Annotated in this window: 27 protein-coding genes and 1 pseudogene; 14 read left to right on the forward strand and 14 right to left on the reverse strand. The window is 65.7% G+C overall.

Annotated elements, in window-relative coordinates; all coding sequences use genetic code 11:
- Positions 1 to 154 precede the first annotated feature (154 nt).
- Positions 155 to 760, forward strand: coding sequence for a hypothetical protein (locus tag HWX36_RS21125; RefSeq protein ID WP_175954374.1), 606 nt, complete (start codon positions 155 to 157; stop codon positions 758 to 760).
- 70 nt (positions 761 to 830) lie between these two features.
- Positions 831 to 1,151, forward strand: a complete 321-nt coding sequence (gene csgH, locus HWX36_RS21130; protein WP_175954376.1) for a curli-like amyloid fiber formation chaperone CsgH — start codon at positions 831 to 833, stop codon at positions 1,149 to 1,151.
- A 43-nt stretch (positions 1,152 to 1,194) separates the two neighbouring features.
- Here the strand turns inward: csgH and HWX36_RS37285 are convergent.
- Both HWX36_RS37285 and HWX36_RS21135 read right to left on the reverse strand, forming a co-directional pair.
- Positions 1,195 to 1,293 (reverse strand): annotated as a pseudogene (locus tag HWX36_RS37285) (EamA family transporter); the annotation flags it as partial.
- 68 nt (positions 1,294 to 1,361) lie between these two features.
- A complete protein-coding gene (locus tag HWX36_RS21135) occupies positions 1,362 to 2,273 on the reverse strand; it encodes a LysR family transcriptional regulator (RefSeq protein ID WP_175954378.1) in 912 nt (303 codons plus the stop codon).
- Between the two features lie 134 nt (positions 2,274 to 2,407).
- Between HWX36_RS21135 and HWX36_RS21140 the strand changes: the two genes are divergently transcribed.
- Positions 2,408 to 3,427, forward strand: a complete 1,020-nt coding sequence (locus tag HWX36_RS21140; RefSeq protein ID WP_175954379.1) for an NAD(P)-dependent alcohol dehydrogenase — start codon at positions 2,408 to 2,410, stop codon at positions 3,425 to 3,427.
- Between the two features lie 53 nt (positions 3,428 to 3,480).
- On the opposite strand, the gene HWX36_RS21145 is transcribed toward HWX36_RS21140, so the two are convergent.
- Genes HWX36_RS21145 through HWX36_RS21155 form a run of 3 tightly spaced genes read right to left on the reverse strand, consistent with a single transcriptional unit; the run spans position 3,481 to position 6,723 of the window.
- Positions 3,481 to 4,665, reverse strand: coding sequence for a porin (locus HWX36_RS21145; protein ID WP_175954381.1), 1,185 nt, complete (start codon positions 4,663 to 4,665; stop codon positions 3,481 to 3,483).
- Positions 4,666 to 4,717: 52 nt separating this feature from the next.
- The gene (locus HWX36_RS21150; protein WP_175954383.1) at positions 4,718 to 5,500 is read right to left on the reverse strand and encodes an ABC transporter substrate-binding protein; all 783 of its coding nucleotides are present in this window, start codon (positions 5,498 to 5,500) and stop codon (positions 4,718 to 4,720) included.
- Between the two features lie 53 nt (positions 5,501 to 5,553).
- Complete coding sequence (locus tag HWX36_RS21155; protein WP_175954385.1) at positions 5,554 to 6,723, reverse strand: M20 aminoacylase family protein; 1,170 nt, start codon at positions 6,721 to 6,723, stop codon at positions 5,554 to 5,556.
- 136 nt (positions 6,724 to 6,859) lie between these two features.
- On the opposite strand from HWX36_RS21155, the gene HWX36_RS21160 reads away from it, so the two are divergent.
- The 7 genes from HWX36_RS21160 (at position 6,860) to HWX36_RS21190 (ending at position 12,829) form a co-directional block, all read left to right on the forward strand.
- On the forward strand, positions 6,860 to 7,819 hold the full coding sequence (locus HWX36_RS21160) for a LysR substrate-binding domain-containing protein (RefSeq protein WP_175954387.1): 960 nt from the start codon (positions 6,860 to 6,862) through the stop codon (positions 7,817 to 7,819).
- 153 nt (positions 7,820 to 7,972) lie between these two features.
- Entirely contained in the window at positions 7,973 to 8,263 is a 291-nt protein-coding gene (gene groES, locus HWX36_RS21165; RefSeq protein WP_175954388.1) for a co-chaperone GroES, read from the forward strand.
- 12 nt (positions 8,264 to 8,275) lie between these two features.
- Positions 8,276 to 9,916 (forward strand): chaperonin GroEL, encoded by a 1,641-nt coding sequence (gene groL, locus HWX36_RS21170; RefSeq protein ID WP_175954390.1) that lies wholly within the window; start codon positions 8,276 to 8,278, stop codon positions 9,914 to 9,916.
- A gap of 661 nt (positions 9,917 to 10,577) precedes the next feature.
- Positions 10,578 to 10,949 (forward strand): DUF6697 family protein, encoded by a 372-nt coding sequence (locus HWX36_RS21175; RefSeq protein ID WP_039354345.1) that lies wholly within the window; start codon positions 10,578 to 10,580, stop codon positions 10,947 to 10,949.
- 58 nt (positions 10,950 to 11,007) lie between these two features.
- The gene (locus tag HWX36_RS21180) at positions 11,008 to 11,226 is read left to right on the forward strand and encodes a hypothetical protein (protein ID WP_244136479.1); all 219 of its coding nucleotides are present in this window, start codon (positions 11,008 to 11,010) and stop codon (positions 11,224 to 11,226) included.
- A gap of 139 nt (positions 11,227 to 11,365) precedes the next feature.
- A complete protein-coding gene (locus tag HWX36_RS21185; RefSeq protein ID WP_175954392.1) occupies positions 11,366 to 11,887 on the forward strand; it encodes a PTS sugar transporter subunit IIA in 522 nt (173 codons plus the stop codon).
- A gap of 48 nt (positions 11,888 to 11,935) precedes the next feature.
- Positions 11,936 to 12,829 (forward strand): acetylglutamate kinase, encoded by an 894-nt coding sequence (locus HWX36_RS21190; RefSeq protein ID WP_175954393.1) that lies wholly within the window; start codon positions 11,936 to 11,938, stop codon positions 12,827 to 12,829.
- 58 nt (positions 12,830 to 12,887) lie between these two features.
- Here HWX36_RS21190 and HWX36_RS21195 read toward each other — a convergent pair whose 3' ends face one another.
- The 6 genes from HWX36_RS21195 to HWX36_RS21220 all read right to left on the reverse strand — a co-directional run bounded on the left by HWX36_RS21195 (position 12,888) and on the right by HWX36_RS21220 (position 19,121).
- Positions 12,888 to 14,888 (reverse strand): family 2A encapsulin nanocompartment cargo protein cysteine desulfurase, encoded by a 2,001-nt coding sequence (locus tag HWX36_RS21195; protein WP_175954395.1) that lies wholly within the window; start codon positions 14,886 to 14,888, stop codon positions 12,888 to 12,890.
- Complete coding sequence (locus HWX36_RS21200) at positions 14,863 to 15,795, reverse strand: family 2A encapsulin nanocompartment shell protein (protein WP_021156739.1); 933 nt, start codon at positions 15,793 to 15,795, stop codon at positions 14,863 to 14,865. Before HWX36_RS21200 ends, HWX36_RS21195 begins: the two co-directional genes overlap by 26 nt.
- Positions 15,796 to 15,933: 138 nt before the next feature.
- Positions 15,934 to 16,155, reverse strand: a complete 222-nt coding sequence (locus HWX36_RS21205) for a helix-turn-helix transcriptional regulator (protein ID WP_011356215.1) — start codon at positions 16,153 to 16,155, stop codon at positions 15,934 to 15,936.
- 8 nt (positions 16,156 to 16,163) lie between these two features.
- The gene (gene epsC / locus HWX36_RS21210; RefSeq protein WP_175954397.1) at positions 16,164 to 17,102 is read right to left on the reverse strand and encodes a serine O-acetyltransferase EpsC; all 939 of its coding nucleotides are present in this window, start codon (positions 17,100 to 17,102) and stop codon (positions 16,164 to 16,166) included.
- A gap of 28 nt (positions 17,103 to 17,130) precedes the next feature.
- Positions 17,131 to 17,601 carry a rhodanese-like domain-containing protein gene (locus HWX36_RS21215; protein WP_175954399.1) on the reverse strand — a complete coding sequence of 157 codons (471 nt, stop codon included), beginning with the start codon at positions 17,599 to 17,601 and terminating at the stop codon, positions 17,131 to 17,133.
- Positions 17,602 to 18,479: 878 nt separating this feature from the next.
- Positions 18,480 to 19,121 carry a TetR/AcrR family transcriptional regulator gene (locus HWX36_RS21220; protein WP_175954401.1) on the reverse strand — a complete coding sequence of 214 codons (642 nt, stop codon included), beginning with the start codon at positions 19,119 to 19,121 and terminating at the stop codon, positions 18,480 to 18,482.
- Between the two features lie 92 nt (positions 19,122 to 19,213).
- Here HWX36_RS21220 and HWX36_RS21225 point away from each other — a divergent pair, with 92 nt between their 5' ends.
- From HWX36_RS21225 to leuB, 4 genes are all read left to right on the forward strand, one after another.
- Positions 19,214 to 20,248 carry an NADP-dependent oxidoreductase gene (locus HWX36_RS21225; RefSeq protein ID WP_175954403.1) on the forward strand — a complete coding sequence of 345 codons (1,035 nt, stop codon included), beginning with the start codon at positions 19,214 to 19,216 and terminating at the stop codon, positions 20,246 to 20,248.
- Between the two features lie 32 nt (positions 20,249 to 20,280).
- Positions 20,281 to 20,943 (forward strand): flavodoxin family protein, encoded by a 663-nt coding sequence (locus HWX36_RS21230; protein WP_175954405.1) that lies wholly within the window; start codon positions 20,281 to 20,283, stop codon positions 20,941 to 20,943.
- On the forward strand, positions 20,924 to 21,697 hold the full coding sequence (locus tag HWX36_RS21235) for a class I SAM-dependent methyltransferase (protein ID WP_175954408.1): 774 nt from the start codon (positions 20,924 to 20,926) through the stop codon (positions 21,695 to 21,697). The genes HWX36_RS21230 and HWX36_RS21235 overlap by 20 nt, the downstream gene beginning before the upstream one ends.
- A gap of 396 nt (positions 21,698 to 22,093) precedes the next feature.
- Positions 22,094 to 23,188, forward strand: a complete 1,095-nt coding sequence (gene leuB, locus HWX36_RS21240) for a 3-isopropylmalate dehydrogenase (protein WP_175954410.1) — start codon at positions 22,094 to 22,096, stop codon at positions 23,186 to 23,188.
- Between the two features lie 205 nt (positions 23,189 to 23,393).
- On the opposite strand, the gene HWX36_RS21245 is transcribed toward leuB, so the two are convergent.
- The 3 genes from HWX36_RS21245 to HWX36_RS21255 all read right to left on the reverse strand — a co-directional run bounded on the left by HWX36_RS21245 (position 23,394) and on the right by HWX36_RS21255 (position 25,904).
- A complete protein-coding gene (locus HWX36_RS21245; protein WP_175954412.1) occupies positions 23,394 to 25,184 on the reverse strand; it encodes an FAD-binding oxidoreductase in 1,791 nt (596 codons plus the stop codon).
- 125 nt (positions 25,185 to 25,309) lie between these two features.
- Positions 25,310 to 25,486 carry a hypothetical protein gene (locus tag HWX36_RS21250; RefSeq protein ID WP_175954137.1) on the reverse strand — a complete coding sequence of 59 codons (177 nt, stop codon included), beginning with the start codon at positions 25,484 to 25,486 and terminating at the stop codon, positions 25,310 to 25,312.
- 163 nt (positions 25,487 to 25,649) lie between these two features.
- On the reverse strand, positions 25,650 to 25,904 hold the full coding sequence (locus tag HWX36_RS21255) for an RNA-binding protein (RefSeq protein WP_175954414.1): 255 nt from the start codon (positions 25,902 to 25,904) through the stop codon (positions 25,650 to 25,652).
- Between the last annotated feature and the right edge of the window lie 21 nt (positions 25,905 to 25,925).

The following is a 25,925-nucleotide window of genomic DNA, read 5'->3' on the forward strand; positions in this document are numbered from 1 at the left end:
TCCGGGGTCGGGGAAATGGTATCGAACGCAAGCAGGCGATGGGCCTGGGGGGCCGCGAACGCGATTTCGATCACGCAAACGGACGGCACGGCCAACGCCAACGTGACGCAGTTCGCCGAAGGGGACGACGCAGAGCGGCACCGAAACCGCCAACGTGAACTCGTCGTTCGGCGGCGGCAACGTGACGACGATTTCGCAGTCGGGCGGCGTGAACGGCAACAACGCAACGGTGAACCAGCTCGCGGCGGCCGGCAACACGACGTCGATCACGCAGACCACGGACGGCAACAACGCAACGGTCAATCAGTGGTTCGAGTTCGGCGACAACGCGACGATCACACAGCAGTTTGGATACGGCAACGGCGCGTCCATCACGCAAACGGCCGCGTTCAACACGGCGTCGATCACGCAAAGCAGCTCGGCCGGTTCGACGGCATCCATCACGCAAGGTTCGGCGGACAACCAGGCGTATGTGACGCAGTCGGCAGCATCGGGCTCGACGGCGACGGTGAACCAGTCGGGTGACACCGGCAACTACGCCAATGCGTCGCAGACGGGCGCGGATGACGTGCTGAGCCTCACGCAGGCCGGCGGCTTCAACCTCATCAACGCATCGCAGGTGTCGGGCACGGGTAACCTGGGCTACGTGACGCAGATCGGCTACAACAACAACGCCACGCTGGTACAGCAAGGCAACGCGAACTACGCGAGCATCAGCCAGAACGGCCTCTACAACACCGCATCGATCAAGCAGCACTGAGCGCCGCCGGTGTAACGAAAAGGCCGGACGGTTGCCCGTTCGGCCTTTTTTCATTCGACAGGGGACGATCATGGTTGGCATTCACGATCTCGACGCCTATTTCGACATCGCCGCCAGCGCCGGCGGCGTGAACATCGTGCCGCACGTGCGGGCGGCCGCACCGGTCGACGTGTCGTACAGCCTGCGCATCGTCAAGACCGGCGAAGCAGGATCGGCCACGCTGACGCGCTCCGGCGAGTCGCGGCTCGCCGGCGGCGAGGACCGGCCGCTCGCGACGCTGAGGCTGAGCGTCGGCTCGGACGACATCTGCAACGCGACGCTGGTGCTGCACGTCAATGGCGAGCACGCGGAGTATTCGGTGGACTGCAATCCGAATCGGGCGTCGAATTGAGCGAGCGGCGCCGACGCATCAAGCCGCATGCCGGGCACGCGGGGAGCGGCGCGGTGAGCGCAAGGCCAACCGCGTACCGCGCGAAGTTCGCGGTGACAGGATGCACGTCGGCGCCGAAACGCGTTTCCCGAAGCGGGCCGCCGGGATCCTCGGCGTGAGACGATCATGCGCCGCGTCGGCCGGTCATGCTTCGTGGAAATGCCGCCCGCCTCAATCGTCCGACGCCAGCACGCGCGGTATCTCGTCGACGAGCGCATCGATGACGACACGCACCTTCGACGGCACCTGACGCGAGGCCGGCCGCACCGCGAACACGTCGGTACCCGACACGCTGTTGCTGTCCATCACGAGCGCGAGGCGGCCGTCGCGCAGGTAAGGCGCCATCAGCCAGCACGGCAGCCACGCGAGGCCCGCGCCGGCGGCGGCCGCATCCGCGATCGCCTGCAGGTCGTCGAGGCGCAGGCGGCCGGCCGGGCGATGGTCGTGCACCGCGCCGTCCGCGCCGACGACCCGCCACGGTGTCGGTTGCCCGCCGCGCGAATACGCGATGCCGACGTGCGACGCGAGTTCGTCGGGCCCCGCCGGACGGCCATGACGTTCGAGATAGCCGGGCGACGCGCAGATACCCATGCGCTGCATGCCGAGCTTCCGGCCGACGAGCGCGCTCGTATCGGCCAGTTCGCCGATACGCACCGCGATGTCGAAGCCGTCGTTGACCAGATCGGCCACGCGATCGCTGAACGACACGTCGATTTCGAGCCGCGGATGGCGCTCCACGAGGCGCCGCATGACGGGCGCCACGCATTGCCGCCCGAACAGCACAGGCACGCTGACGCGCAACCGCCCCGCCGGCTCGCGCTGCCCCACGTCGAGCGCGGCCTCCGTCTCGCCGAGTTCGGCCAGCAGCCGCCGGCACTGCTCGTAATAGACGAGCCCTTCGTCCGTCAGGCCGAGCTGGCGTGTCGTGCGCTGCAGGAGCCGGGTGCCGAGACGGCGCTCGAGCCGCGCGACGACCTTCGCGACGGCCGAGCGCGTGACGCCGAGCCGCAGCGCGGCCGCCGCGAAGCTGCCCGACTCCACCACGTCGACAAATTCGGCCACGCCTCTCAGCCGCTCGTCCATGCCATTCCGCTCCGGTTGGGTCACATGATTGTTGCCGCAAGGGCGACACGCATCGGCAAAATTCTCGCCAATGCGTCCCCATGCGCAACACTATGATAGTCCGCTCTATCTCGAAATATCGAAAAGGAGTCGACATGCACGCATGGCAAGTGAAACCGGGCGACGGCGTGGCCGGGCTTCGGCGCATCGACGCGACACGCCGCGCGGTCGGGCCGACCGACGTCGTCGTGAAGATCCACTCCGCCGGACTGAACTACCGCGACCTGATGTTCGCGCGCGGCGACTACCTCGGCATCGGCACGGACGCGCTGATTCCGGTTGCCGACGGCGCCGGCGAAGTCATCGAAACCGGCCGCGACGTCACGCGCTTCAAGCCGGGCGATCGCGTGATCAACACGTACTTCCCGCACTGGACCGACGGGCCGCCCACGCCGCGGAAAGTCTCCGGGTCGCCCGGCGCGCAATTCGACGGCGTGCTGGCCGAACACTTCGTGTCCGACGAAGCCGCGCTGGTCGCGATTCCCGCCCATCTGAACTACGACGAGGCGGCGACGCTGTCGTGCGCGGGCATCACGGCGTGGAACGCGCTGTTCGCCGACGGCGGCTTGAGGCCCGGCGCGACCGTCGTGCTGCTCGGCACGGGCGGTGTGTCGATCGTCGCGTTGCAGCTCGCGCATGCGGCGCGGCTGCGCACGATCGTCACATCGTCGAGCGATGCGAAGCTCGAACGCGCGCGCGCACTCGGTGCCAACGCAACCATCAACTATCGTGCGATGCCCGAATGGCAGGACGAAGTCCTGCGGCTCACCGGCGGCGCGGGCGCGGATCGGGTCGTCGAAGTCGGCGGCAAGGATACGCTGCTGCGCTCGGTCGCCGCGACGAAGATGGGCGGCATCGTGTCGGTGATCGGCGGCCTCAGCAGCTTCGCCGGCCCCGAACTCGGGCTGCTGTCTCTGATCGGCGGGATCCGGCAGCTGCACGGGATCATGGTCGGCAGCCGCGCGATGCTCGATGACGTCGTGCGGCTCGTCGACGCGAAGCAGATCAAGCCGGTGGTCGATCGCGTGTTCGGCTTCGACGAAGCGCCGCAGGCCTATGCGTACCTGCAGTCGGGGCAACACTTCGGGAAGGTCGTGATTCGCGTCGCGCAGTAAGCGCATCGAGGCGACGGGCCGTTCGGCCCGCCGCCTCTTCCGTCATCGCCCCGTCAGAACTTGTGACGGATCCCCGCGTGAACCATCAACTGCTTCGAGGTCGACGACAGATCCGCTGCGCCGGGAACATAGGCCTGGTCGAGCGACGAGCCCGTCGCATCGCCCGCGATCCGCTGGTACGCGCCCATCAGGTACACGTCCGTGCGCTTAGACAGGGTGTAGTCGGCCATCAGCCCGAGCGAATGGATCTTCGGCTTCGCGCTGCCCGTCGTCGCGTCATAACGCACCGTCGTGTACACGTACTGCGCACCGACGAACAACGCCGGCGTGAACTGGTATTTGCCGTCTATTTCGAAGTTCTGGTACTTGATCGACGACACCGTGCCTCCCGCGAGCGGGCCGGTCACCGGTTCGATCGTTTCGTCGCCGAACAGGTAGCCGACGTTCGCGGTCGGCCGCGTGACGTTGCTGTTCGTGTACGCGAACCCGACCGTCGCGGGCCCCGCCGTGTAGTTGATGCCCGCACCGAAGATCCGCAGCCGCGCCGCAGCGAAGTTCGCATCGGCGCCGACCGATCCCGAACCGGCGATCGCACCGCCCGACGTCGCGCCGGGGTTGTCCGCGTTCAGGAACGCCGCGCCGACGAGCAGGCCGCCCCGCTCGTACTGCGCGCCGACGCTCCATACGCGGTTGTTCGCAAAACCCGTGTCGTTGCTGAAGCTGTAGGTGCCGCCGAACGAGAAGCCCGAGAAATCCGGGCTCGCGTACTTGACCGTGTTGTTCACGCGAAACGTATTGCCGGTATTGTCGTTGTCGAGCGGGTGCGAGAACGGATAGACGCCCCAGCTCCCGTTCGCGGTCGTCGGCGCGAGATAGTCGACGACCGAATCGTATTGCCGGCCGAGCGTCAGCGTGCCGAAGCGCGTGCTGCCGAGCCCGACGTAGGCCTGACGCCCGAACATGCTGCCGCCCTGCGCGAGCGTGCCATTGTTCACGTTGAAGCCGTTCTCGATCTGGAACAGCGCGCTGTAGCCGCCGCCCAGATCCTCGGTCCCCTTCAGCCCCCAGCGGCTGCCCTGTGCGAAGCCGCTCGCCATCTGCCACGCCCCATGGCCACCGACGTTGTTCGTATAGTCGATGCCTGCATCGACGAGGCCGTAAAGCGTGACACTGCCTTGTGCGAACGCGGGCGCTGCGCACAGCGCCGGAATCGCGACAAAAACCGATCTCCAGTTCATCCGTATTCCTTATTTATTTTGGTTCGACCGCGCACGTTCCGTGCGCTGCCGCTTACTTCGCGCCGTAGATATCGAAGTCGAAATACTTGCGATTGATCCGCTGGTACGTGCCGTTCGCGAGAATCACTGCGAGCGCGTGGTTGAACGCATCGCGCAGGTCGTTGTCCTGCTTGCGCAACCCGAGGCCGTCGCCTTGCCCGAAGTATTTCGCGTCGTCGATCGGCGCGCCCGCGAACATGAAATCCTTGCCCTGCGGCTTCTTCAGGAACCCGTCGCTGGCCGCGATCGATGCCTGGAACGCCGCGTCGAGCCGCCCCGTCACGAGATCGGCGTACACCTGGTCCTGGTTCTGGTACGACACGACCTGCACGCCGGCCGGCTGCCAGTTTGCAATCGCGTAGTCGGCCTGTGCGGAACCCTGCTCGACCCCCACGCGCTTGCCCTTCAGCGACTCGGCGCTCGGCAGCAGCGGCGACCCCTTGTGCACGACCAGTCGCGCCGGTGCGTTCGAGATCCGGTTCGTGAACGCGATCTGCTGCATTCGCTTCGGCGTGATCGTCATCGACGACGCGATCACGTCGAACTTGCGCGCGAGCAGCCCCGGAATCATCCCGTCGAAGCTCGACTCGACCCACACGCAGCGCGCGTGCAGTTCCGCACACAACGCGTTCGTGATGTCGATCCCGAAGCCCGTCAGCGTGCCGTCGGGCAGCTTGTATTCGAGCGGTGGGTAAGTCGGATCGACCGCGAGGCGGATCTCCTTGCCCGTCCAGTCGCCGGCATGTGCTGTCCCTGCCGCCAGCGCCACCGCGAGCGCCACCATCCACTGTTTCATTGCCAGTCTCCTTGTGTAAATCGTGATTCGTGAACCGAAATCTTGCGACCGCATCACGCGAGGTACCGCTCCGCGAGCGCGACCCAGTAGCTCGCGCCGGTCGCGAGGCACGCATCGTTGAAGTCGTAACCCGGGTGATGCAGCCCGCATCCGGCGGCACCGTCGCCGTTGCCGATCGACAGGTAGCTGCCCGGGCAAACCTCGAGCATGAACGCGAAGTCCTCGCTCGCCGCGATCGGCCGCAAATGCGGAATCAGCGCCGCGTCGCCGCCCCACTCGCGGGCCACGTCGCGCGCAAAGGCCGTTTCCGCCGCATGATTGACGAGCACCGGATAACCGTATCGATAGTCGATCTCGGCCGTCGCGCCGTAGCTCGCGGCCTGTCCGTGCACGATCGCGCGGACACGCCGCTCGAGCAGCGCGCGCACGTCCGGCGACAACGCGCGCACGCTGAGTTCGAGTTCCGCATGCGGCGGAATCACGTTCGACGCGGTGCCCGCATGGATCGAGCCGGCCGAGACGATCGCCAGTTCCTGCGGATTCACGTTGCGCGACACCACCGTCTGCAACGCCATCACGATCGACGCACACACCACCACCGGATCGATCGTCGTGTGCGGCGCGGCGCCATGCCCGCCGCGCCCGATCACGCGCACGCGCACCTCGTCGGCCGACGCCATCGCCGCGCCGTCGCAGAAACCGAGCACGCCGGCGGGCAGGCCCGGCACGTTATGCATCGCGAACACGGCGTCGCACGGAAACTGTGTGAACAGGCCGTCGTCGATCATCCGCCTCGCGCCGCCGAGCCCTTCTTCGGCCGGCTGGAAAATCACGTTCAGCGTGCCCGCGAAGCGCGCGCGTTCCGCCAGACAGCGGGCCGCCGCGAGCAGCATCGCCGTATGACCGTCGTGGCCGCACGCGTGCATCACGCCGTCGCACCGGCTCGCATGCGGCAGCCCGGTGGTCTCGCGGATCGGCAGCGCGTCCATGTCCGCGCGCAGCCCGAGCCGTTTCCCGGTGCCGCGCGTCAGCGTCCCGACCACGCCCGTGCCGCCAAGCCCGCGCGTCACCCGATAACCCCACGTTGTCAGGCAATCGGCAACCAGATCGCTGGTCGCGTGTTCCTCGAAGCCGAGTTCGGGATGCGCGTGCAGCCGGTGGCGCAGCGCAATCATCTCCGTCTCGATGGCCGCCATTTCCGGTGGAATATGTTCGTGGTCCAACCCCGATTCTCCTCGATTCGTTCCGCGGGTCGATCGCCCGGATGACCGATCGTGGCCGAATCGTATGCAGCGAAAATCCCGGCGAACAGCCGCGGTTTCGTTATGATGAAAACCTTTCGTTGTCGGGTATCGCACCATGAGCACGATCAAGCTGCATCAGTTGCAGGCGCTCGTCGCGAGCGCGGAGGCCGGGAGCATCCGCGGCGCGGCGCGTTCGCTCGGGTTGTCGCAGGCGGCCGTCACGCGCGCGCTGCGCGAGCTGGAGGCGAGTGAGCGGCTGCCGCTGCTCGTGCGCGCGCCGGAAGGCATCGGCTTCACCGAATACGGCAAGACGCTGCTCACGCACGCGAAACTCGTGCTGAAGCAGCTCGAACACGCGCAAAGCGATCTCGAACGCATGCGCGGCCGCGTCGAGGGCCGGCTGAGCATCGGCGTGACGCCGTGGCTCACGGTGACGTTCCTCGCGGAAGCCGTGCTGCGGTTTCGCCAGCAGATGCCCGACGTGCGCCTCGAACTCTACGAAGCGCTGATGGCCGTCGCACAGCCGCTGTTGCGCGACGGCGGCATGGACTTCGCGCTCGGCCACGTCCAGCCGGGCGGCACGCAGGAATTCGCGTTCGAGCCGATGCTGCGCTACGAAACCTCGGTCATGGTGCGGGCCGGCCATCCGTGCGAACGCGTGCGCTCGATTCACGACCTGCTCGACCAGGACTGGGTGCTGAATTTCGCGGCCGACGGGCAGGCCGCACTCGTCGATTACCTGTTCACGCGCCACGGCGCGCAGATCGACGAGCGGCGCATCGTGCGCGCGCAATCGGTCGCGATGCTGCAGACGATGCTCGAGCAGGCCGACATGTGCACGTGGTGCCCGACGATTCTCGCCGCCGTGCCGCCGTTCGGCGACCGGATGCGTGCGTTGCAGTTGCAGGAGACGTTCGAGCCGCGCGACCTCGGGATCGTCACACGTCGCAGCAGCACGCTGAGCGACGCGGCACGCTGCTTCATCGACTGCCTGCTGCACGTGATCCGCCGACATGCGCGATCCGCGCGCAAGGAGGATCTCGCGCTGTTCAGGACGGTATCGCTGCTGATCTGACGGCAGCCCCGCCCGTCTCCCGTCCATAGCGCATCCGCGCGAATGCATTTCCGAATCCGTTATTGGATCGCGGCGCCGCGCATTTTTATACTCGTCAGCACTCTCTGTTAAAGAGTGCCAGCCAATTTCGACAGATCAGCACAGGACGAACAAATGAGCCTACGCCCCTTGCACGATCGCGTGATCGTGAAGCGACTCGACCAGGAAACCACCACCGCGTCGGGCATCGTGATCCCCGACAGCGCCGCGGAGAAGCCCGATCAGGGCGAAGTGATCGCCGTCGGCCCCGGCCGCAAGGATGCGGACGGCCAGCGCATCGTGCCCGACCTGCAGGTCGGCGAGCGCGTGCTGTTCGGCAAGTACGCGGGTCAGGCCGTCAAGCTGGACGGCACCGAGTTTCTCGTGCTGCGCGAGGAAGACATCGTCGCGGTCGTCAATCACTAACGGAGCGCAATCATGGCAGCGAAGGAAATCATTTTCAGCGACGTCGCACGGGCCAGGCTGACGGAAGGCGTGAACATTCTCGCCAACGCGGTGAAGGTCACGCTCGGGCCGAAGGGCCGCAACGTCGTGCTCGAACGCAGCTTCGGCGCCCCCGTCGTCACGAAGGACGGCGTGTCGGTCGCGAAGGAAATCGAACTCGCGGACAAGCTGCAGAACATCGGCGCCCAGCTCGTGAAGGAAGTCGCCTCGCGCACCAGCGACGCAGCCGGCGACGGCACCACGACGGCCACCGTGCTCGCCCAGGCGATCGTCCGCGAAGGCCAGAAATACGTCGCGGCCGGGCTCAATCCGCTCGACCTGAAGCGCGGCATCGACAAGGCCGTCGCGGCGGCCGTCGACGAACTGAAGAAGATCAGCCGGCCGACCACCACGAGCAAGGAAATCGCGCAGGTCGCGACGATCTCCGCGAACGGCGAGGAATCGATCGGCCAGCGCATCGCGGAAGCGATCGACCGCGTCGGCAAGGAAGGCGTGATCACCGTCGAGGACGGCAAATCGCTCGCGGATGAACTCGACGTGGTCGAGGGGCTGCAATTCGATCGCGGCTACCTGTCGCCGTACTTCATCAACAATCCCGACAAGCAGATCGCCGAGATCGAAAGCCCGTACATCCTGCTGCACGACAAGAAGATCTCGAACATCCGCGACCTGCTGCCGGTGCTCGAACAGGTCGCGAAGTCGGGCCGTCCGCTGCTGATCATCGCGGAGGATGTCGAAGGCGAAGCGCTCGCGACGCTGGTCGTGAACAACATCCGCGGGATCCTGAAGACGGTGGCCGTGAAGGCGCCGGGCTTCGGCGACCGCCGCAAGGCGCTGCTCGAGGACATCGCGATCCTCACGGGCGGGCAGGTTATCGCCGAGGAAACGGGCCTCACGCTCGAGAAAGCGACGCTGGCCGAACTCGGCCAGGCGAAGCGCATCGAGGTCGGCAAGGAAAACACGACCGTGATCGACGGCGCGGGCGATGCGAAGAACATCGAAGCGCGCGTGAAGCAGATCCGCGTGCAGATCGACGAAGCCACGTCGGACTACGACCGTGAAAAGCTGCAGGAGCGCGTCGCGAAGCTCGCGGGCGGCGTGGCGGTGATCAAGGTCGGGGGCGCCACCGAGATCGAGGTGAAGGAAAAGAAGGATCGCGTCGACGACGCGCTGCACGCGACGCGCGCGGCGGTCGAGGAAGGTATCGTGCCGGGCGGCGGCGTCGCGCTGATCCGCGTGCGGCAGGCGATTCGCGAGTTGCACGGCGTGAACGCCGACCAGAACGCGGGCATCAAGATCGTGCTGCGCGCGCTCGAGGAGCCGCTGCGCCAGATCGTCACGAACGCGGGCGAGGAAGCGAGCGTCGTCGTCGCGAAAGTCGCCGAAGGCTCGGGCAACTTCGGCTACAACGCGCAGACGGGCGAATACGGCGACCTCGTCGAATCGGGCGTGCTCGATCCGACCAAGGTCACGCGTACGGCGCTGCAGAACGCGGCGTCGGTCGCGGGGCTGTTGCTGACGACCGATGCGACCGTGTTCGAAGCGCCGAAGGACGCGGCGCCGGCGGCGGCGCCAGGCGGCCCGGGTGCGGGCGGGCCGGGGTTCGATTTCTGACGGTGCGGCGCGTGTGCCGGTTCGCCGGCATGCGCGCGTTCTCATGGACTCCCGCGGCGCGTGGCGATGAAAGTCGTCACGCGTTTTTTTTAAACCCGGTCTGCCGTTACGTCCATCCCGCGTCGACCACCCTCACCCCCTTGCTTCCACTCGCCGGCGTCCTCCTGACGGGCGTCGCCCGCCCGGGCCAGCGCATCGTCAACCTCTGGCAGCGCACGTCACACGCGGCGCCATCCCGCATGGCCCCCGAAACCTTTACGACCTTTTTACTTGCGCCCGCGCATGCGTTCACTAGAATGTGTTCGCAACCCATCCCTCACCGAGCACGCACATGCGCATCCGAAGTCCTCGCCCTCCGAGTTGCTTTTCTGCCTGACAGGCAGGACGCCTGCGTCTCTCTCTTCCCGAGCCACCGTCCTGCCAGCAGGCGGACGGTGCGCGCCGTAGTCATTCCCGTGCACGCTTGAACACGACGTCGATGCGTTAGCCGCGCCTCGCGCGACGCAAGCGTGTTCGCGCGGACATTCCCGTCACGACGCGCCATCGATCCGCCGCCGCGGCAACGATCGATCGGCATGCCCGCATCCGACCTGTCGATCCAGCCTCATTGATTCGCATACCTGATTCAATCAACGGAAGTTTCCGATACCGGAGCCCGATCATGTTCGAGATCGACAAGCAGTACACCCGCGAATTCATCCACACCGCCTGTGGCGGCAGCAAGCAGGCGTTCCTGCCGACGAAGAACGGCAAGGTCGTGGCCGCCTGCCTGCGCACGGACCTCAACCCGCACGCGCCCGACGTGATCCTCTGCGACGGCAGCGCGTCCGCGCGAGCGGCCGGCAGGACGCTCGCCGCGCAACGCGATGCGATTCCGGTGTTCATCCGCATGGCGACAGACGCATACCGCTTCGTCGGCCAGTACGTCGTCAGCGAATCGCTCACCGCGCCGCTCGACTGCGCGCCTTACGTGCGCAACAGCAGCTTCACGCCCGGGCAGATCTCGCGCGTGCTCAAGCTCAAGCGCTGCTGATACGCATGTGGGGCGCATCGCGCGCCCCGTTCCGGCCATCTTTCATACAGGAGCAATCATGCTTGGCCTGACGTTCTGGAAACACGTGATCGGCGAGCGGACCGATGCAATCCGCGATGACAGGGCGGCTGCACACGACCGGCACCGGCTGGTGTCGAGAACGCTCGTGCTGACCAGCGCCGCGGTGGCGTTCGCGGCGATTGCGTTCGGCGCGCCGGTCGTCGGCATTTCGGTCTTTTTGCTGACGACGCTGCCGTTCGTGCTGTCGGGCACCTGAAGGCGTGCGTATCGAGCGCGTCGCGCGAGCCGCGACGCAATCGATACACCATTTTAATGCCGCACCCCAGCGTATCTGACACCCTCTTTACGCGGTTTTGTCTAGGATTTCCCTGTCATCCCGACACGGAGAGATCCGCATGCAAACGCAGCAGGCCGCCTCTGGCGGCCACCCCGACCTTCCCCGCCGACACAGCGGTGCACCGGACACGACCCGGCTGGCCGCCGCCTGCCCGCCGGACCACATCCTGCTCGACGTGCCGGTCGAAAGCGCGATCCAGTTGTTCGACCTCGTCGCGCGATATATCGAGCGCAGCAGTGGCGTATCCGCCGAACGGGTCAGGACCGAACTGGTCAAGCGCGAACAGCTCGGCTCGACCGGCCTCGGCCAGGGCGTCGCAATTCCACATGCGCGTGTCGACGGGCTTCGCTCGGCCGTCGCGCTATTCGTTCGCACGCGGTATCCGTTCACCTTCAACGCACCGGACCGCAAGCCGGTGCGCGAATTCATCGTGCTCGTCCTCCCGAAAGAAGACGACCGCGCGCATCTCGAACTGCTCGCCGACGCGGCGCGGTGTTTCAGCGAACGCCCGTTCCGGCAGGCATCGCGCGACGCGCAGACACCGCACGAGATTCACCAGCTGATGCAACGCATGCATTGATGCCGCACCGTGCGGCGACAGGCATTCCCTTCATCCAATCGGACTCCCATGTTCCCAGACCCTGAAAGTCCCACCCCTACGTCGCGTCGCGTGGCCGGCCTGGCACGCTCGCTGCCGTTCATGCAGGCCCTGCACGGGCAGACCGTCGTCATCGTCGAGGGCGGCGCCGCGAGCGATGCGCGCGCCCGCCAGGCGTTCGCGCAGGATGTCGCGCTGCTCGCGCTCACCGGCGTTCGACCGATCGTCGTCCAGAGCTTGCCGGCCGCAGCCGGTACGCAATCGATCCACGCCGTGCACGCGGCGATGGCCGGCGTCAATCATGAGCTGGTGCGCCTGATCGGCAGTCACGGCGCCAAGGCAATCGGCATCGACGGTCACGATGGCGGCCTGCTGGTGGCGAGCGCCGATGCTGACCGCACCGGCACGAGCGCAATCGCACGTTTCGACGGCACCGCGCTGAACGCGTTTCTCGAAAACGGTCTGGTGCCCGTCGTGATGCCGGTCGCCCCGGACGACGCAGGCCACGATCGCCTGCTGCGTGCGGAACGGCTCGGCAGCCTCTTCGCGCAGCGCACGGGCGCCGTCACGCTGGTGATGATGGTTGGAAGCACGCTGCTGCGCGAACTCGGCGAGCTCGCCGGGCTTTACGGCATCACGGAACTCGAGCACTGGCTTGCCGAGCACCCGGCCGCTACTGCCGCGTCCTGCGTGCGCGAAGCGCTCGATGCACTCGCGCACGGCGTGCAGAACGTCCATCTCGCCGATATCGGGCAACCCGAATCGCTGATCGACGAACTGCTCACCGAAGAAGGGTCGGGGGTCGTGTTCTGCCGCCGCGGCAACACCGACCTGCTGTCGGAAACCCGCCGCTACTTCGCGGATTCGGCGAGCGTGCTGCGCGACGGCTTCAGCGTCGAGCAAAAGCAGGTCGTGCGGTTCTGAAGCGTGTAGCGATCGAACGCTTGCGGCGACCCGCGCGGGCCGCCGCAAGCGAATGGCGTCAGCGCCGCGTCGCGAGACGCCGCACGACGCTCACCAGCGCATCGACCTCGTCGCACGTGTTGTAGAACGCGAGCGACGGCCGCACGGTTGCCTCCAGGCCGAAACGCCGCAGGATCGGCTGGGCGCAGTGATGCCCCGAGCGCACCGCGATGCCCTCTTCGTTCAGCGCCTGCCCGACCTCCTCGGTCTCGTAACCCTTCAGCACGAACGACAGCACGCTCGCCTTGTCGCGCGCGGTGCCGACGAGCCGCACGCCCGGCACCGGCGCGAGCACGCTCGTTGCATACGCAAGCAGGTCGTGCTCATAGCGCGCGATGTTCTCGATGCCGACCCGGCTCACATAGTCGAGCGCGGCGCCCAGCCCCACCGCATCCGCGATGTTGCCGGTGCCGGCCTCGAACCGGTTCGGCGGCGGCTGGAACACCGTACGCTCGAACGTCACGTCCGCGATCATGTTGCCGCCACCCTGCCACGGCGGCATGTCGTCGAGGATCGCGCGCTTGCCGTACACGACGCCGATCCCGGTCGGCCCGTAGATCTTGTGCCCGGAGAACACGAAGAAATCCGCATCGAGCGCCTGCACGTCCACGCGCATGTGCGAGATCGACTGCGCGCCGTCGACGAGCGCCTTCGCGCCGGCACGATGCGCAAGCTCGACGATTTCCTTCACCGGCACGACCGTGCCGAGCGCGTTCGACACCTGCGTGACGGACACGATCCTGGTGCGGTCGTTGAGCAGCTTCCGGTATTCGTCGAGCAGCACCTGCCCCGAATCGTCGACCGGGATCACGCGCAGCGTCGCCCCCTTCTGCGCGGCAAGCTGCTGCCACGGCACGATATTCGCGTGATGTTCGAGATGCGACACGATGATCTCGTCGCCTTCGCCGACGTGCTGCACGCCCCATGTCTTCGCGATCAGGTTGATCGCCTCGGTCGTGCCGCGCACGAACACGATTTCATCCGGGGACGCCGCGCCGATGAAACGCCGCACGGTGTCCCGCGCATGCTCGTATGCATCCGTCGCGCGACCGGCCAGCGCATGGGCGGCGCGGTGGATGTTCGAGTTCTCGTGCGCATAGAAATACGCGAGCCGGTCGATCACGGCCTGCGGCTTGTGCGTCGTCGCCGCATTGTCGAACCACACGAGTTGCTTGCCGTTGATGCGCTCCTGCAGGATCGGGAAATCGCGGCGGATCGCGTTCACGTCGAACGGCGGGTGCGCGCCGCGATGCCACTGACCCTGCGGCTCGGGTGCAGGCGCATCGTCGATGAAGTAGCGCGGCACGTCGGCGCCCGACGCACGCGACACCGGCACGTCGCGATGCACGGCGAGCAGCTCGCGCAGCACGTCGTCGCCGGGCAACCCGAACGCTTCCGGCGATGCGAGGCCGTTCGACGGCACGACGATGTCCTGCGGCGTCGCCTGCCAGCCCTGCAGCGAACCATCGGTGAAGTAGTACGGCGATGCTTTCGCCGCGCCTTCCTGCACCGGCGCATTCGCTTGCGGCACGCCGAGCGCCGCGCCGCCGACGCGCGGCTCGAGCGCCGGCGCGATCGACACGACGTTGTCCGGCAACCCGTTCTGCGCGGCCGCATGCGGCGCGAGCGCGGGTGCGCGGTTGCCGAGCGACAGCACGTGCGTCGGTGCGGACGGCGCGAGGTTCGCGCCGGGCACTTTCCCTTGCGGGAGCGCGAGACCGGGCACGCCGGTGCCCGCGCCGCCCGGCCCTGCGAGCGGCGAGCCGCCCGGTACCGGGTTGCTCACCGACGCGAGGATCGGTGCAGCGGCCGGCAATGCCGACGGCACGCCGCCAACCGCACCGCTGCCCGCCGACAGCCCGGGCGCGGTGGCCTGCCCGGGCGGTGTCGCGAAGAACTCGGACGCGAGCCGCGCAAGCGTTGCCGGGTCGGGCAAGCCGGCCGGCAGCGGCGCATGCGGCAGCGCGTGCGCGTCGCCGCCGGCCAGGCCGGGATTAACGGTAGGTGTCGGGATAGTCATGGAACTTGGCGATTTCGACATCATCGAGGACAGCCAGCGCATCCGGCGAATGGACCGCGAGCGAGCAATACAGCGAGATCAGGTACGACGCGATCGCCTGGTTGTTGATCCCCATGAAGCGCACCGACAGGCCCGGGCCCTGCTCGCCCGCGACGCCCGGCTGATACAGGCCGACGACGCCCTGCCGCTTGTCGCCGACGCGCAGCAGCAGGATCTTGGTCTTGCCGTCCGCGACCGGCACCTTGTCCGACGGGATCAGCGGAATGCCGCGCCACGTGAGGAACTGCGAGCCGAACAGGCTGACCGTCGGCGGCGGCACGCCGCGCCGCGTGCATTCGCGGCCGAACGCAGCGATCGCGAGCGGGTGCGTGAGGAAGAACGCGGGTTCCTTCCACACCTTCGTCAGCAGCTCGTCGAGATCGTCGGGCGTCGGCGCGCCCGTCAGCGGGAAGATCCGCTGGTCGTCGGTCACGTTTGCCAGCAGCCCGTAGTCGGGGTTGTTGATCAGCTGGCTTTCCTGCAGCTCCTTGATCGTCTCGATCGTCAGGCGCAGCTGTTCCTTGATCTGGTCATGAGGACTGCTGTAAAGATCGGAGATCCGCGTATGCACGTCGAGCACCGTGCTCACCGCGTTCAGGAAATACTCGCGCGGCTGTTCCTCATACGGCACGAAGGTCTGCGGCAGCACGCTTTCGTCCTCGAGCTGCGTGCACGCGGCGCGCACGGCTTCCGGGTTCTTCACCTGGTTCAGGCGATAGATGCCGGCCTCGACCGGCACCCATTGCAGAAGGTGGGTCAGCCAGCGCGGCGTGATCGTGGAAAGCTGGGGGACGGTCTTGGTAGCGTTCGCTAGTTGGCGGGCGGCGTGATCGCTCAGCGCGGCCGTGCCGCTTGCAACGGTCGACATGTGGGGCTCCGGGTTCTTTAGATGAAAAACGGGATTGCTTATGACGCTCGACGATTATCGGAAGCACGCACCTGCCGGCTCAACATGCTATAGCCGTCATGTCGCGTGCAACCGAAAGGGAAACGGAACGGGGCAGCCTCAGGTAACGTACGCCCCCGGCAGCAGCGTCGAGATCGACACGTCGAACGCACGCGCGATCTTGTCGGCGGTGACGATCGACGCGATCGCCTCGCCGCGCTCGATCTCGCCGACATACGAGCGGTTCAGCCCCGCATGCTCGGCAAGCTGCTCCTGCGACCACGTGCGCGCTTCGCGCAGCTTGCGCACGTTGGCGCCGAAGTGATGGATGAGGTCGCTCATCGGGCCTCCTATGCGACCCGCGCCGCCGCGTGCGGCGCGGCGTTCGCTTCGCTGCGCAGCACGGCCTGCGTGATGTTCGCGCCGGCCGGTACGTCCTGCGTGAGCCACACGTTGCCGCCGATCACCGCGCCGCGCCCGATCGTCACGCGGCCGAGGATCGTTGCGCCCGCATAGATCACCACGTCGTCCTCGACGATCGGATGGCGCGCCAGGCCCTTCTCCAGATGGCCGGCCGCGTCGCGCGGAAAGCGTTTCGCGCCGAGCGTGACGGCCTGGTACACGCGCACGCGCTCGCCGATGATCGCCGTCTCGCCGATCACGACGCCCGTGCCGTGGTCGATGAAGAAGCCCGCGCCGATGCGCGCGCCCGGATGAATGTCGATGCCCGTCTCCGCATGCGCCTGCTCGGCGATGATCCGCGCGAGCAGCGGCAGGCCGAGCCCGTACAGCTCGTGCGCGAGCCGGTGATGGATCATCGCGAGGATGCCCGGGTAGCACAGCAGCACCTCGTCGACGCTGCCGGCTGCCGGATCGCCGTGGAATGCGGCCAGCACGTCGCTGTCGAGCAGCCGGCGAATCTCGGGCAGGCGGGCGGCAAATGCCTGCACGGCTGTCGACGCGACGTCATCGACGTTATCGGCCAGCACGTCGGCATTGCGCTGTCGCGCCGCGTAGCGCAATTCCAGCTTCACCTGTGCAAGCAGCGCATTCAACGCCGCATCGAGCGCATGGGCCACGTGAAAATTCTCGCTCTCCTGGCGCAGGTCGGGCGGCCCGAGCCGCATCGGGAACAGCACGCCCTTCAGCCCGCCGATGATCTGCGCGAGCGCCTCGCGCGCCGGCAGGTCGCGCCCGCCCGGCTCGAGCGAGCGGCGCTGCTTCTCGCGCCACGCGCGGCGCACGGTCTGCAGCGATTGAACGATGTCGTCGATGTCGAATGCGGCCATGCTGCTTTCTCCCTGTAACGGCCGTGAATCAGTCCTGCGCCCACGGCAGGCCGCGAAAACGCCAGCCATTGCTGCCGCCGCGATGCTGCCGTTCGTCGAGGTCGCCCTCGAACCCTTCGAGCACGTTGAATACCTGCGCAAAGCCCCCCTTCGTCGCGGCCTCGGCCGCCTGCGCCGAGCGGTTGCCGCTGCGGCACAGCAGCAACACGACGGCCGCCTTGCCGGTCTTCGCTTCCAGTTCGCGCACGAAGCGCGGGTTGCGCGTCAGGCTCGTGCCCGTTGCCCACGGCACATGCAGCGACTCCGGCACGTGGCCGACGAATTTCCGTTCCTCGGCGGTGCGCACGTCCACCAGCACTGCGTCGCCGGCGGAGAACAGCGCCCATGCGGCTTCCGGCGCGACGCCGCCCGCATAGGGCGTTCCGGCCGCTGCTGCCGCCGCGCGCGCGTCTTCGAGCGCCTGCTGCGCGGCGGTTCGTTGTTCCAATGCAACCGTCATGACACGTCCTTGTTTTCGTTGATTCGTATGATCAAAAAACGCCGGGAATGCGGCCGTTGCAGCTTGCGTGCTGTCTATAGCCGTCAGCGCCACTATGCGAGCGCGGCCGGGCAAGCAGAACCAATAAAAATTCATTTCCTAATCAGCGGCGCGAGGAATGCAATAGCCGGGGAGCGTGAACGGGCGGATCCAGGCGGGGAGTTTTGCGGCGGCCGGAGGCCATCGCCTGGTGCGCGAGATAGCGGGTGGGGAATCGAAACGATCGCGACATGACGCCGGGATGCGAGAAGCACGCCATCGGCCGGGTTGTCGGGTTGTCTTCGAGTTACCTCGACCAAACAGGCGAACCCATACTTTTCGAGGAAAGGATGATCAGAATGACACGGAGTGTTTTCTCGCCCATGCTTCCTGTCGAGATTCACTCGACTTGGTTCCGACGCGCCGGCCATACACGGCCTACCGGGCAAACGCGCTCGTTCAATGTTGAAGTCGCGGCTTACTCAACGTTGAACTCTCTGCTTTGCCGTTCATTCGACGTTGAACTTCCAAGGGCAGCCTGGCCCGTTCGCGCACGCGCGACCGGCTCTCATCGCACCCCTAAGGCGTCAATCGACGCTCCCCAAAGCGGTCGCTCCACCCTGCTTGGTACGCGGCCGTCGTGACGAGGTCTCTCGATTCAATTTGAAGCGGCAGACGTGCCCGGCACCTCTGGATGTCCGAGCGCCAACGACCGACGGGCGGACAGGGAATCGGAAACGACTTCCACTCCTTGCCGTTGATGTTCGACTGTCAGACGACGCTGCGCTCCGTCGCCAACAGCACCCTCTCCACGTGCGGCGAATTCAAGAATGCCCGCAAATGCAGGAGGCGCTCGTTCCTCATTGCTCGATGGCTCGGGCGCCGCGTTCACGCAGATAGCCGCATACCAGGCCGTTGAGTTCCCGCCGCACCTCGGGTACCGCGAGCGCGCCGCGCGACGCGGCGGCGTGGACCGTGCCTTCCACGGCCGCGGCGAGCACCTGGGCGGCAATCGTATCCCGCGGGTCGGCGGCGTGCGGCTCGCCTGGCCGGATCAACGCCTGGTAACGGCGCAGGTATTCCACCTCGAATGCGTCATTGCTTGAACGCGCCGCGAGTGGGACTTCTTCGAGCAGCACCCGATGCACCCTCTGATCCGCCGAATGGATCGCGATGATGCCGTCGATCAATCGAGCGGCCCGCGTCACAGGCGGAATGGCGTCGTCGCACGCGCCGGGATCCGGCAACGCGGCCAGTACTGCGTTGAGGTGACGCTCACGGATCGCCTCGGCCAGCGCCAGCTTGTCGGGAAAGTATTGATACAACGATCCAATGCTTGCGCCGGCGACGTGGGCCACTTCGTTGGTCGTGAACTTCGCCCAGCCGCGAGCGGCGAGAACGTGAGCAGCAGCCTCGACGAGTGCATCGACCGTGGCGCGCGAACGCTGCTGCCTGGGGACTCGGCGGCCCGATGGAGGGGGAGCGGAAAAGCGAGTAGCCATGGCTGTGGATTCACGCAAAAATTTCACTATACCTTCGCAGGCAAAACGTGTCGCTCGGCGATGCTGCCTGCGCCAGATCGAAGGAGTCTCCCATGGATTTGCATCCCCGCGTTTCACGTCAGGTTCAACTCGCCACCCACCCGGAGGGCAAGCTCCAGTCGGCTCATTTCTCGATTGTCGAGACTTCGTTGCCGCCTTTGGCGCCCCATCAAGTGCTGCTACGCAACCGGTGGTTCCGCGTCTCGGTGTCGACGCGCCTGATGGCCAGCCGCGACGCGAAAGAAATCAAGGGCATTCCGTTTCCGCCCCTCAAGCCCGGCGACGCCCTGGCGGACGCGGCAATTGGCGAAGTGATTGCCGCAGGGCCGGAATCCGGACTGCAGGCGGGCGAGATTGTCCTGCATCCGCTGGGTTGGCGCGACTATGCGGTCGTCGACGCGCATCGCTGCGAGGCGCTGCCCGGCGAAGGCCTCGATGCCGCGGCTTACCTCGGTCATGGCTCGACCGCCTATGCGGCGCTGACGCGTGGAATACAGATCAAGCGGGGCGACACGGTGCTCGTATCGAGCGGAGCAGGCGCCATCGGATCGATGGCCGGACAGATCGCGCGCAGGCTCGGTGCGGGGCGAGTCATCGGCAGCACGCGCAGCCCGGACAAGGCGGCGTGGATGAGGCGGGAGCTCGGCTATGACGCAGTGATTGTGCGCGACGGTAGTCCATTCGTCGCGCAACTGGCCGACGCCGCGCCCGATGGCATCGATGTTTTCGTCGACATGGTTGGCGGCGAACAATTGAGCGCCGCCGTGGCGCGGGCGCGAGAGGGTGCGCGTTTCGTCATCCTGGGTGCCCTCGTCGCGGAACTGAGTGCCGAGCACGCCAGCTCTATCGCGCCGGCCGAGATCGATACGTTTCGGCTTCCGATCAAGGGCATCACGCTGCGCGGCTACAGCGCATGCGAAGACGATCCCGGTGTGATCGACGAATGGCTGGACCGCCTGGACGAATGGCGGCACGCAGGTGCGATTTGTCTGCCGTGCACGACCTTCCGTGGCCTCGACAATGCCCCGGCGGCATTGCAGGAGGCGTGTGCAGGCAGGCTCAAAGGCGTGGTGCTGGTCGAACTGTAGTGCCGCGGCTGGCCAGATGAAGCGGGATAGGGATGTCGATCTTCCAGGAGAAGTCAGTGACGAATGCAAGTGTAGCGATTGTCTTTCATAGCCGTTATGGCCATACCGCACGGCAGGCGATGGCCGTAAAAGAAGGGGTCGGCCGTGCTGCCGGCGCAACGGGATTTCTTGTCGCTTGCGAGGACGCGCCAGCGCGCTGGGACGAACTCGCACTTGCCGACGCAATCATTTTCGGCGCGCCGACTTATATGGCGGGCGTGTCGGCGGAATTCAAAGCCTTTCAGGAGGCGACCTCCAGTGCGGTCATGTTCAGGGGCTTCCTGTGGAAGGACAAGATTGCGGCCGGATTCACGAATTCCGGCGCGCACGCCGGAGACAAACTGTCCACGCTTGTGCAGCTTGCGTTGTTCGCCGCCCAGCACGGCATGCACTGGGTCAATCTTGGCCTGCCTCCTGCCAATAACTCGACCACGGGCTCGGCGGAGGATCTCAATCGGCTGGGTTTCTGGTTAGGTGCGGGCGCGCAATCGAATACGGATCAAGGACCCGAGGCCGCGCCTCCCGAAGCGGATCTCGCCACCGCGCGCCACCTCGGCTGGCGCGTCGCCGATGCAGCGCTTCAGTTCGCGCGGGGCCGCATCGCATCGTCTGGTCGAGATTGCCAGGATCTTCAGGATGACAAAATCAATCTGTGACTATATGGGCGCCCGCCCCGCGAGCCAGGCGACTCGCCACTATGATGATCTCCTGGCCGCTCACTATTCGTGGATGAGTGGCGCGACGGTCAGCGATAAGGCCGCCGAGCAGAAAGCACTTCTTGCCGAGCTGGGCTTGAACTGCGGACCGAAGGCCATCGCCGTCGATCTTGGGTGTGGACCGGGATACCAGTCCATGGCGCTCGTCAATCTCGGCTACGGCGCTGTCATTGCGATCGACAGCAGCCGGGATCTTCTCGCGGAATTGGAAAAGGCGGTGGACGACGATCGGGTCACGCCCGTGTTTGCCGATCTGCGCGCCTTTCCAACCCTGGTCGAATGCGGCTCGGTCAGTGTCATCGTTTGCATGGGAGACACGCTGACACATCTGGAACGGCAGGACGATATATCGAGACTCTATCGGGACGCCTACGATGCCCTGGAGCCGGACGGGCGCCTGGTACTGACTTTCCGTGATCTTTCCCGGGAACGGGTGGGACTGGAGCGTTTCATTCCGGTGCGTGCCGACGACAAGCGCCTCATGACTTGCGTGCTTGAATACGAACCTGAAAATGTCGTGGTCACCGATCTGATCCATGTGCGTGAGGGTGAGGCATGGAGGCTCTACAAGAGCAGCTACAAGAAACTGCGCCTGTCACCCGCAAGCCAGGTCGCAGCGTTGCAACGGGTCGGATTCACCGTGGATCACGACAGGTCAGCCGGTCAAATGCACGCAATCTCGGCGAGAAAGTAGTTGATTGCCGAAGCCGTTTGCGGAAGTCTGCGTCTCATGGCAAAGACTGCGTACTAAATGCGCCGACGAAGCAGCACGCTGCCGAATCCGGTCGAAGCATTGCATCGGCGACGAGTTTGCCTTTCCGTCGCATTGAGAACGCCTCGTTCCAGTGACTGTTGCAACCGTACTCGGTGCTCGTCTACGTCGAGGGCATCGCCAGCCCGCTCTGCGTGTTCGCGTGAGGTCGGCGCATCAAGCACGAAACGCTCGGCGATCCCCTTCATCTCACGTCTGCCGGGTCGAGTGCGGTTCAGGCAGCATGGCATGATCTGTACCGGGATAAATGCTTAATCTTTTTTCATGAGAGTACGTCGGTTAGGCTGGAGTCCTTCAATCAACGGAGACTCCATTCGCATGAATCCAAGAATTGCGGTTTTGCCCGGTGACGGCATTGGTCCTGAAATCACGGCGCAGGCCGTCAAGGTACTCAACGCGCTTGATTGTTCCTTCGAACTGGAAGAAGCACCAGTTGGCGGTGCCGGCTATGCCATCCACGGCCACCCCTTGCCCGAGCGTACGCTCGCGTTGGCAAAATCAGCCGACGCTATTCTTCTTGGCGCCGTTGGCGACTGGCAATACGACAAGCTCGAACGACCACTACGACCGGAACAAGCGATCCTCGGCCTGCGCAAGCATCTGGCCTTGTTCGCCAACCTGCGTCCTGCGATGCTGTATCCGGAACTGTCAGCAGCATCGACGCTTAAGCCAGAAGTCGTTGGCGGTCTCGACATCCTGATCATCCGCGACCTGACCGGCGACGTGTATTTTGGCGAGCCGCGCGGCACGCGTATCGCACCCGACGGGCCATTCCAGGGTCATGAAGAAGGATTTGACACCATGCGTTACAGCACGCCGGAAATCGTTCGCGTGGCCCATGTCGCCTTTCGTGCCGCGCAAAAGCGCGGCAAGCGCTTGTGTAACGTCGACAAGGCCAATGTGCTCGAAACCTCTCAATTCTGGCGTGACACGATAACAAGGGTGGCCAGCGAATATCCCGACGTCGAGCTCTCGCACATGTATATCGACAACGCCGCAATGCAGCTGGTGCGCGCACCGAAGGCGTTTGACGTGATTGTCACCGGCAACCTGTTCGGCGATATCCTGTCGGACGAAGCGGCGATGCTGACCGGCTCGATTGGCATGTTGCCTTCTGCGTCCCTCGATGCGAATGGCAAGGGCTTGTATGAGCCGTCACACGGATCTGCGCCGGACATCGCGGGCAAGGACATCGCGAATCCGCTTGCGACCATCCTGTCTGCGGCAATGATGCTGCGCCATTCTCTGAACCTCCCCAATGAAGCCCTGCGTATTGAGACGGCGGTCAAGCGGGTGCTCATGCAAGGGCTGCGCACGGCTGACATCTGGGAAGCCGGCACGCGCAAGGTCGGCACCCGCGAGATGGGCGACGCGGTCGCTGCGGCACTCCCGACGCAAGAAGCCATTTCGTAAAAGCTGCTGCGTCTGCCGTGAAGTGCCTCAGTCGATCATGCTGTAGAAGGTAGGACCGCTGCTGCATGAACGTCCGAATGTCCGAATGTCCGAAATGGAGTGCGAATCCCGCCCGATGTGAAGGGCAGCGCCCGCCCCGCATCGGTCTGTGCTCCGAATGAACGACACCCGACCGCTGCAAGTCAATCACCGGACATCCCAACAATCACGACCGCACCGGCGTAAAGCCGTCGGCGCTCCAGTCCTCGCTGCCGACCCCGTGATGGACGAAAAAGAATCCCTCGGGGTCGTAGCGGTTCTTGATCGCTTTCAGCCGCGCATAATTCGCCCCCCAAAACGCTTCGCGCCAATCTCCACGGAAAAAATCTGCTTCCGAAAGATAGGAGCCGCTTTGTGGCGACAACGCTCCAAGAACGGCCGCAGCTTTGGCCACACGCTCGGCTTGGCGATATGCCTCCGTCATGTCAGGCGGCGTGATCGGGAGACCCGCAAACGGCGGCGGACCGCCCGCAGCCACAATCATCAAGGCGAACGCGTCGGCGACTTTGGGATTCATCGCGCACTGACGTGCGTGCTCATTCACTGCCGCAGGGGCACCGGCGAGTCCTTTGTTGACATGCAGTTCCACGGCCTGAAATTGGGCGGCCTTCACGAGCGCCCCGGCAAGCTGACCGCGTCGGGCTGGTTCGAGAAGCGTCGCGGGCAGCCATTGTGACGCGTAGCCATACAGAAATAGGGAGGCCTCGTCTCCATCGCCTCGCCACCAACCGTGCTGGGTGGCCGCTCCGGCTCGTGGGTCGGGCACCAGCCCCGGGTTGGCCTTGATATCCCACCAGCGGCGTGCGGGACCGGCGCCGATTCGAAGTTCGTCATTGAAGGCGAAATCTGCCGGTGAGGCGCGTACCCAATCGATGAAAGGTGCCCAGACCGATTTGGCCCGTCCGTCGTTGAGGCCCTGACACACCATCGACACGTGGACTTCGTCTTCGTGAAACACAAGCTGCTCGCCCCATTGGGGGTTGAACAGGTGTTCGGCATAGTGGCCGACGAGCCGTTCAACCAGCCGCCGGTAAGCCTCACGCGATGACGCCTTGACCGTGAACTCAGCCCAACCGAAGTGCTCAGGCAGATCGTGGGTCTGCAAAGTGAGCCTGGTCACCACACCGAAACTGCCGCCACCGCCGCCTTTCAGCGCCCAGAACAGGTCGGGCTCCCGCGATGCGTTGACGGTGCGGACAACGCCGTCAGCGGTGACGATCTCGGCCTGGAGCAGGCTCGCGGCCGCCAATCCGTAACGCTTCGAGAACGATCCGAAACCGCCGCCCTGGACGAGGCCGGCCACCCCCACGCTCGCACAACCGCCGCCTTGGACGTATCGCCCAGCCTGGGTGGTGACGGCCGTGTAGACGTCGATCCACATGCAGCCGGCCTCGACAGTCACAGCCGGCGTCGGAGGCATCGACGAGCCCAAGGGAACGAATGCATCGTGTAGCTCGATGCGGTTCATCGCGCGTGTCCAGATCAAAAGGGAATCCGGCGCGTTCGAGCCGCCCAGATAACTGTGCCCTCCGCCTTTCACCACCAGACGCAAATTGTGTTGGCGCACGAAATCGATGCCCGCAACCACATCGGCGGTAGAACGGGCCGCCAGAGCGTACGCGCTCGCGCGGGGTGTCCATCCGTCGAGCCACCCTGAGATCTGCGTGCCGCCAGGATCGTCACCGAGCGCGATCGGATTTCGCGCTTCCTCCAGGCGAGCTAGACAATCGGGCGTGCGGGGCGCTTGCGCGCAAGTCTCCCAGATGGTCGTCGGTCGCAACAAATTTCCACCCACTGCGCGACTCAGCGCCTCCCATTCCTCAGTGTCCGGCCACGCAGGATCGCCTGGCCGAACGCGGCCTGTTCCAGCCACCGCCGGAATCACGTCGGCAAAAATCGAGGGGGTTCGGAGGAAAGGCAGCGCGGCAACACCCTTCAGAAGGCATCGTCTCTTCATGGCGTCTCTTTTTCTCACCGTGAGCGAATCGGCTTGGCGAACCATCCTTTCCGGATTCTAAAGCGAGCCCGGTTCGCTCCGTCGAGCGAATGACCGCTGCAATAGAGCGAAACGACATCCTATTGTCAGCGCGACATCGTAGACGAGTCCGAGATGACCGCATCGGCCACGGCCTTCGGCTGGCTCAGCATCGACACATGGCTGCCGTTCACGCGCGTGACCGTCGCACCGGCCAGCCGCACGCCCGCGACGAACGCGCGGCGCACGCCGCGCCGCACCACGCCCACGCATGCCCGCGTCACAGATGCTCCACCTGCAGGATCGCCTCCGCGAACGCCTGCGGCGCTTCCTGCGGCAGGTTGTGGCCGATGCCGCCGGTGATCGTCCGGTTCGTGCTGGAAACGCACAGGGGCGGGCGAGCCGACCCGCATTCACCCCTTGAGCCACCCGGGCTCAAGAAGCCGTTCAGTCCTTCCGGTCCGGCAGGATATGCGCACGAATCGATCGCCCCCGCCACGATATGTGGTCGATCCGCGCGCGCAGCGTGTAGAGCCCCACCGACGACAGCGTGCTGAACCTGAGCAGCGCGACCGGGTTGCCAATCCCGGCCGGCACGCGCTCGATCGCATCGAACAGCGGGAATCCATACTGCGTCAGGAACGCGCCGACCTCGTCGTCGCGTGCATGTTCCTCGACATTGACCAGCAACAGTTCGGCCATCACGGCTCCTTTCTCCGTTCG

It is taken from the genome of Burkholderia sp. BCC0405 (assembly GCF_902833075.1).
In the GTDB taxonomy this organism is placed as follows: Bacteria; Pseudomonadota; Gammaproteobacteria; order Burkholderiales; family Burkholderiaceae; genus Burkholderia.

Bases quoted from the DNA above. Each gene is read 5' to 3' on its own strand.
- HWX36_RS21180 (WP_244136479.1), top strand. From the start codon at position 11,008: ATGCTTGGCCTGACGTTCTGGAAACACGTGATCGGCGAGCGGACCGAT.
- HWX36_RS21190 (WP_175954393.1), top strand. From the start codon at position 11,936: ATGTTCCCAGACCCTGAAAGTCCCACCCCTACGTCGCGTCGCGTGGCC.
- HWX36_RS21225 (WP_175954403.1), top strand. From the start codon at position 19,214: ATGGATTTGCATCCCCGCGTTTCACGTCAGGTTCAACTCGCCACCCAC.
- HWX36_RS21160 (WP_175954387.1), top strand. From the start codon at position 6,860: ATGAGCACGATCAAGCTGCATCAGTTGCAGGCGCTCGTCGCGAGCGCG.
- HWX36_RS21135 (WP_175954378.1), bottom strand. From the start codon at position 2,273: ATGGACGAGCGGCTGAGAGGCGTGGCCGAATTTGTCGACGTGGTGGAG.
- csgH (WP_175954376.1), top strand. From the start codon at position 831: ATGGTTGGCATTCACGATCTCGACGCCTATTTCGACATCGCCGCCAGC.
- HWX36_RS21220 (WP_175954401.1), bottom strand. From the start codon at position 19,121: ATGGCTACTCGCTTTTCCGCTCCCCCTCCATCGGGCCGCCGAGTCCCC.
- HWX36_RS21215 (WP_175954399.1), bottom strand. From the start codon at position 17,601: ATGACGGTTGCATTGGAACAACGAACCGCCGCGCAGCAGGCGCTCGAA.
- HWX36_RS21195 (WP_175954395.1), bottom strand. From the start codon at position 14,888: ATGACTATCCCGACACCTACCGTTAATCCCGGCCTGGCCGGCGGCGAC.
- groL (WP_175954390.1), top strand. From the start codon at position 8,276: ATGGCAGCGAAGGAAATCATTTTCAGCGACGTCGCACGGGCCAGGCTG.
- HWX36_RS21175 (WP_039354345.1), top strand. From the start codon at position 10,578: ATGTTCGAGATCGACAAGCAGTACACCCGCGAATTCATCCACACCGCC.
- HWX36_RS21140 (WP_175954379.1), top strand. From the start codon at position 2,408: ATGCACGCATGGCAAGTGAAACCGGGCGACGGCGTGGCCGGGCTTCGG.
- HWX36_RS21205 (WP_011356215.1), bottom strand. From the start codon at position 16,155: ATGAGCGACCTCATCCATCACTTCGGCGCCAACGTGCGCAAGCTGCGC.
- HWX36_RS21230 (WP_175954405.1), top strand. From the start codon at position 20,281: ATGTCGATCTTCCAGGAGAAGTCAGTGACGAATGCAAGTGTAGCGATT.
- leuB (WP_175954410.1), top strand. From the start codon at position 22,094: ATGAATCCAAGAATTGCGGTTTTGCCCGGTGACGGCATTGGTCCTGAA.
- epsC (WP_175954397.1), bottom strand. From the start codon at position 17,102: ATGGCCGCATTCGACATCGACGACATCGTTCAATCGCTGCAGACCGTG.
- HWX36_RS21185 (WP_175954392.1), top strand. From the start codon at position 11,366: ATGCAAACGCAGCAGGCCGCCTCTGGCGGCCACCCCGACCTTCCCCGC.
- HWX36_RS21255 (WP_175954414.1), bottom strand. From the start codon at position 25,904: ATGGCCGAACTGTTGCTGGTCAATGTCGAGGAACATGCACGCGACGAC.
- HWX36_RS21200 (WP_021156739.1), bottom strand. From the start codon at position 15,795: ATGTCGACCGTTGCAAGCGGCACGGCCGCGCTGAGCGATCACGCCGCC.
- HWX36_RS21235 (WP_175954408.1), top strand. From the start codon at position 20,924: ATGACAAAATCAATCTGTGACTATATGGGCGCCCGCCCCGCGAGCCAG.
- groES (WP_175954388.1), top strand. From the start codon at position 7,973: ATGAGCCTACGCCCCTTGCACGATCGCGTGATCGTGAAGCGACTCGAC.
- HWX36_RS21150 (WP_175954383.1), bottom strand. From the start codon at position 5,500: ATGAAACAGTGGATGGTGGCGCTCGCGGTGGCGCTGGCGGCAGGGACA.
- HWX36_RS21245 (WP_175954412.1), bottom strand. From the start codon at position 25,184: ATGAAGAGACGATGCCTTCTGAAGGGTGTTGCCGCGCTGCCTTTCCTC.
- HWX36_RS21145 (WP_175954381.1), bottom strand. From the start codon at position 4,665: ATGAACTGGAGATCGGTTTTTGTCGCGATTCCGGCGCTGTGCGCAGCG.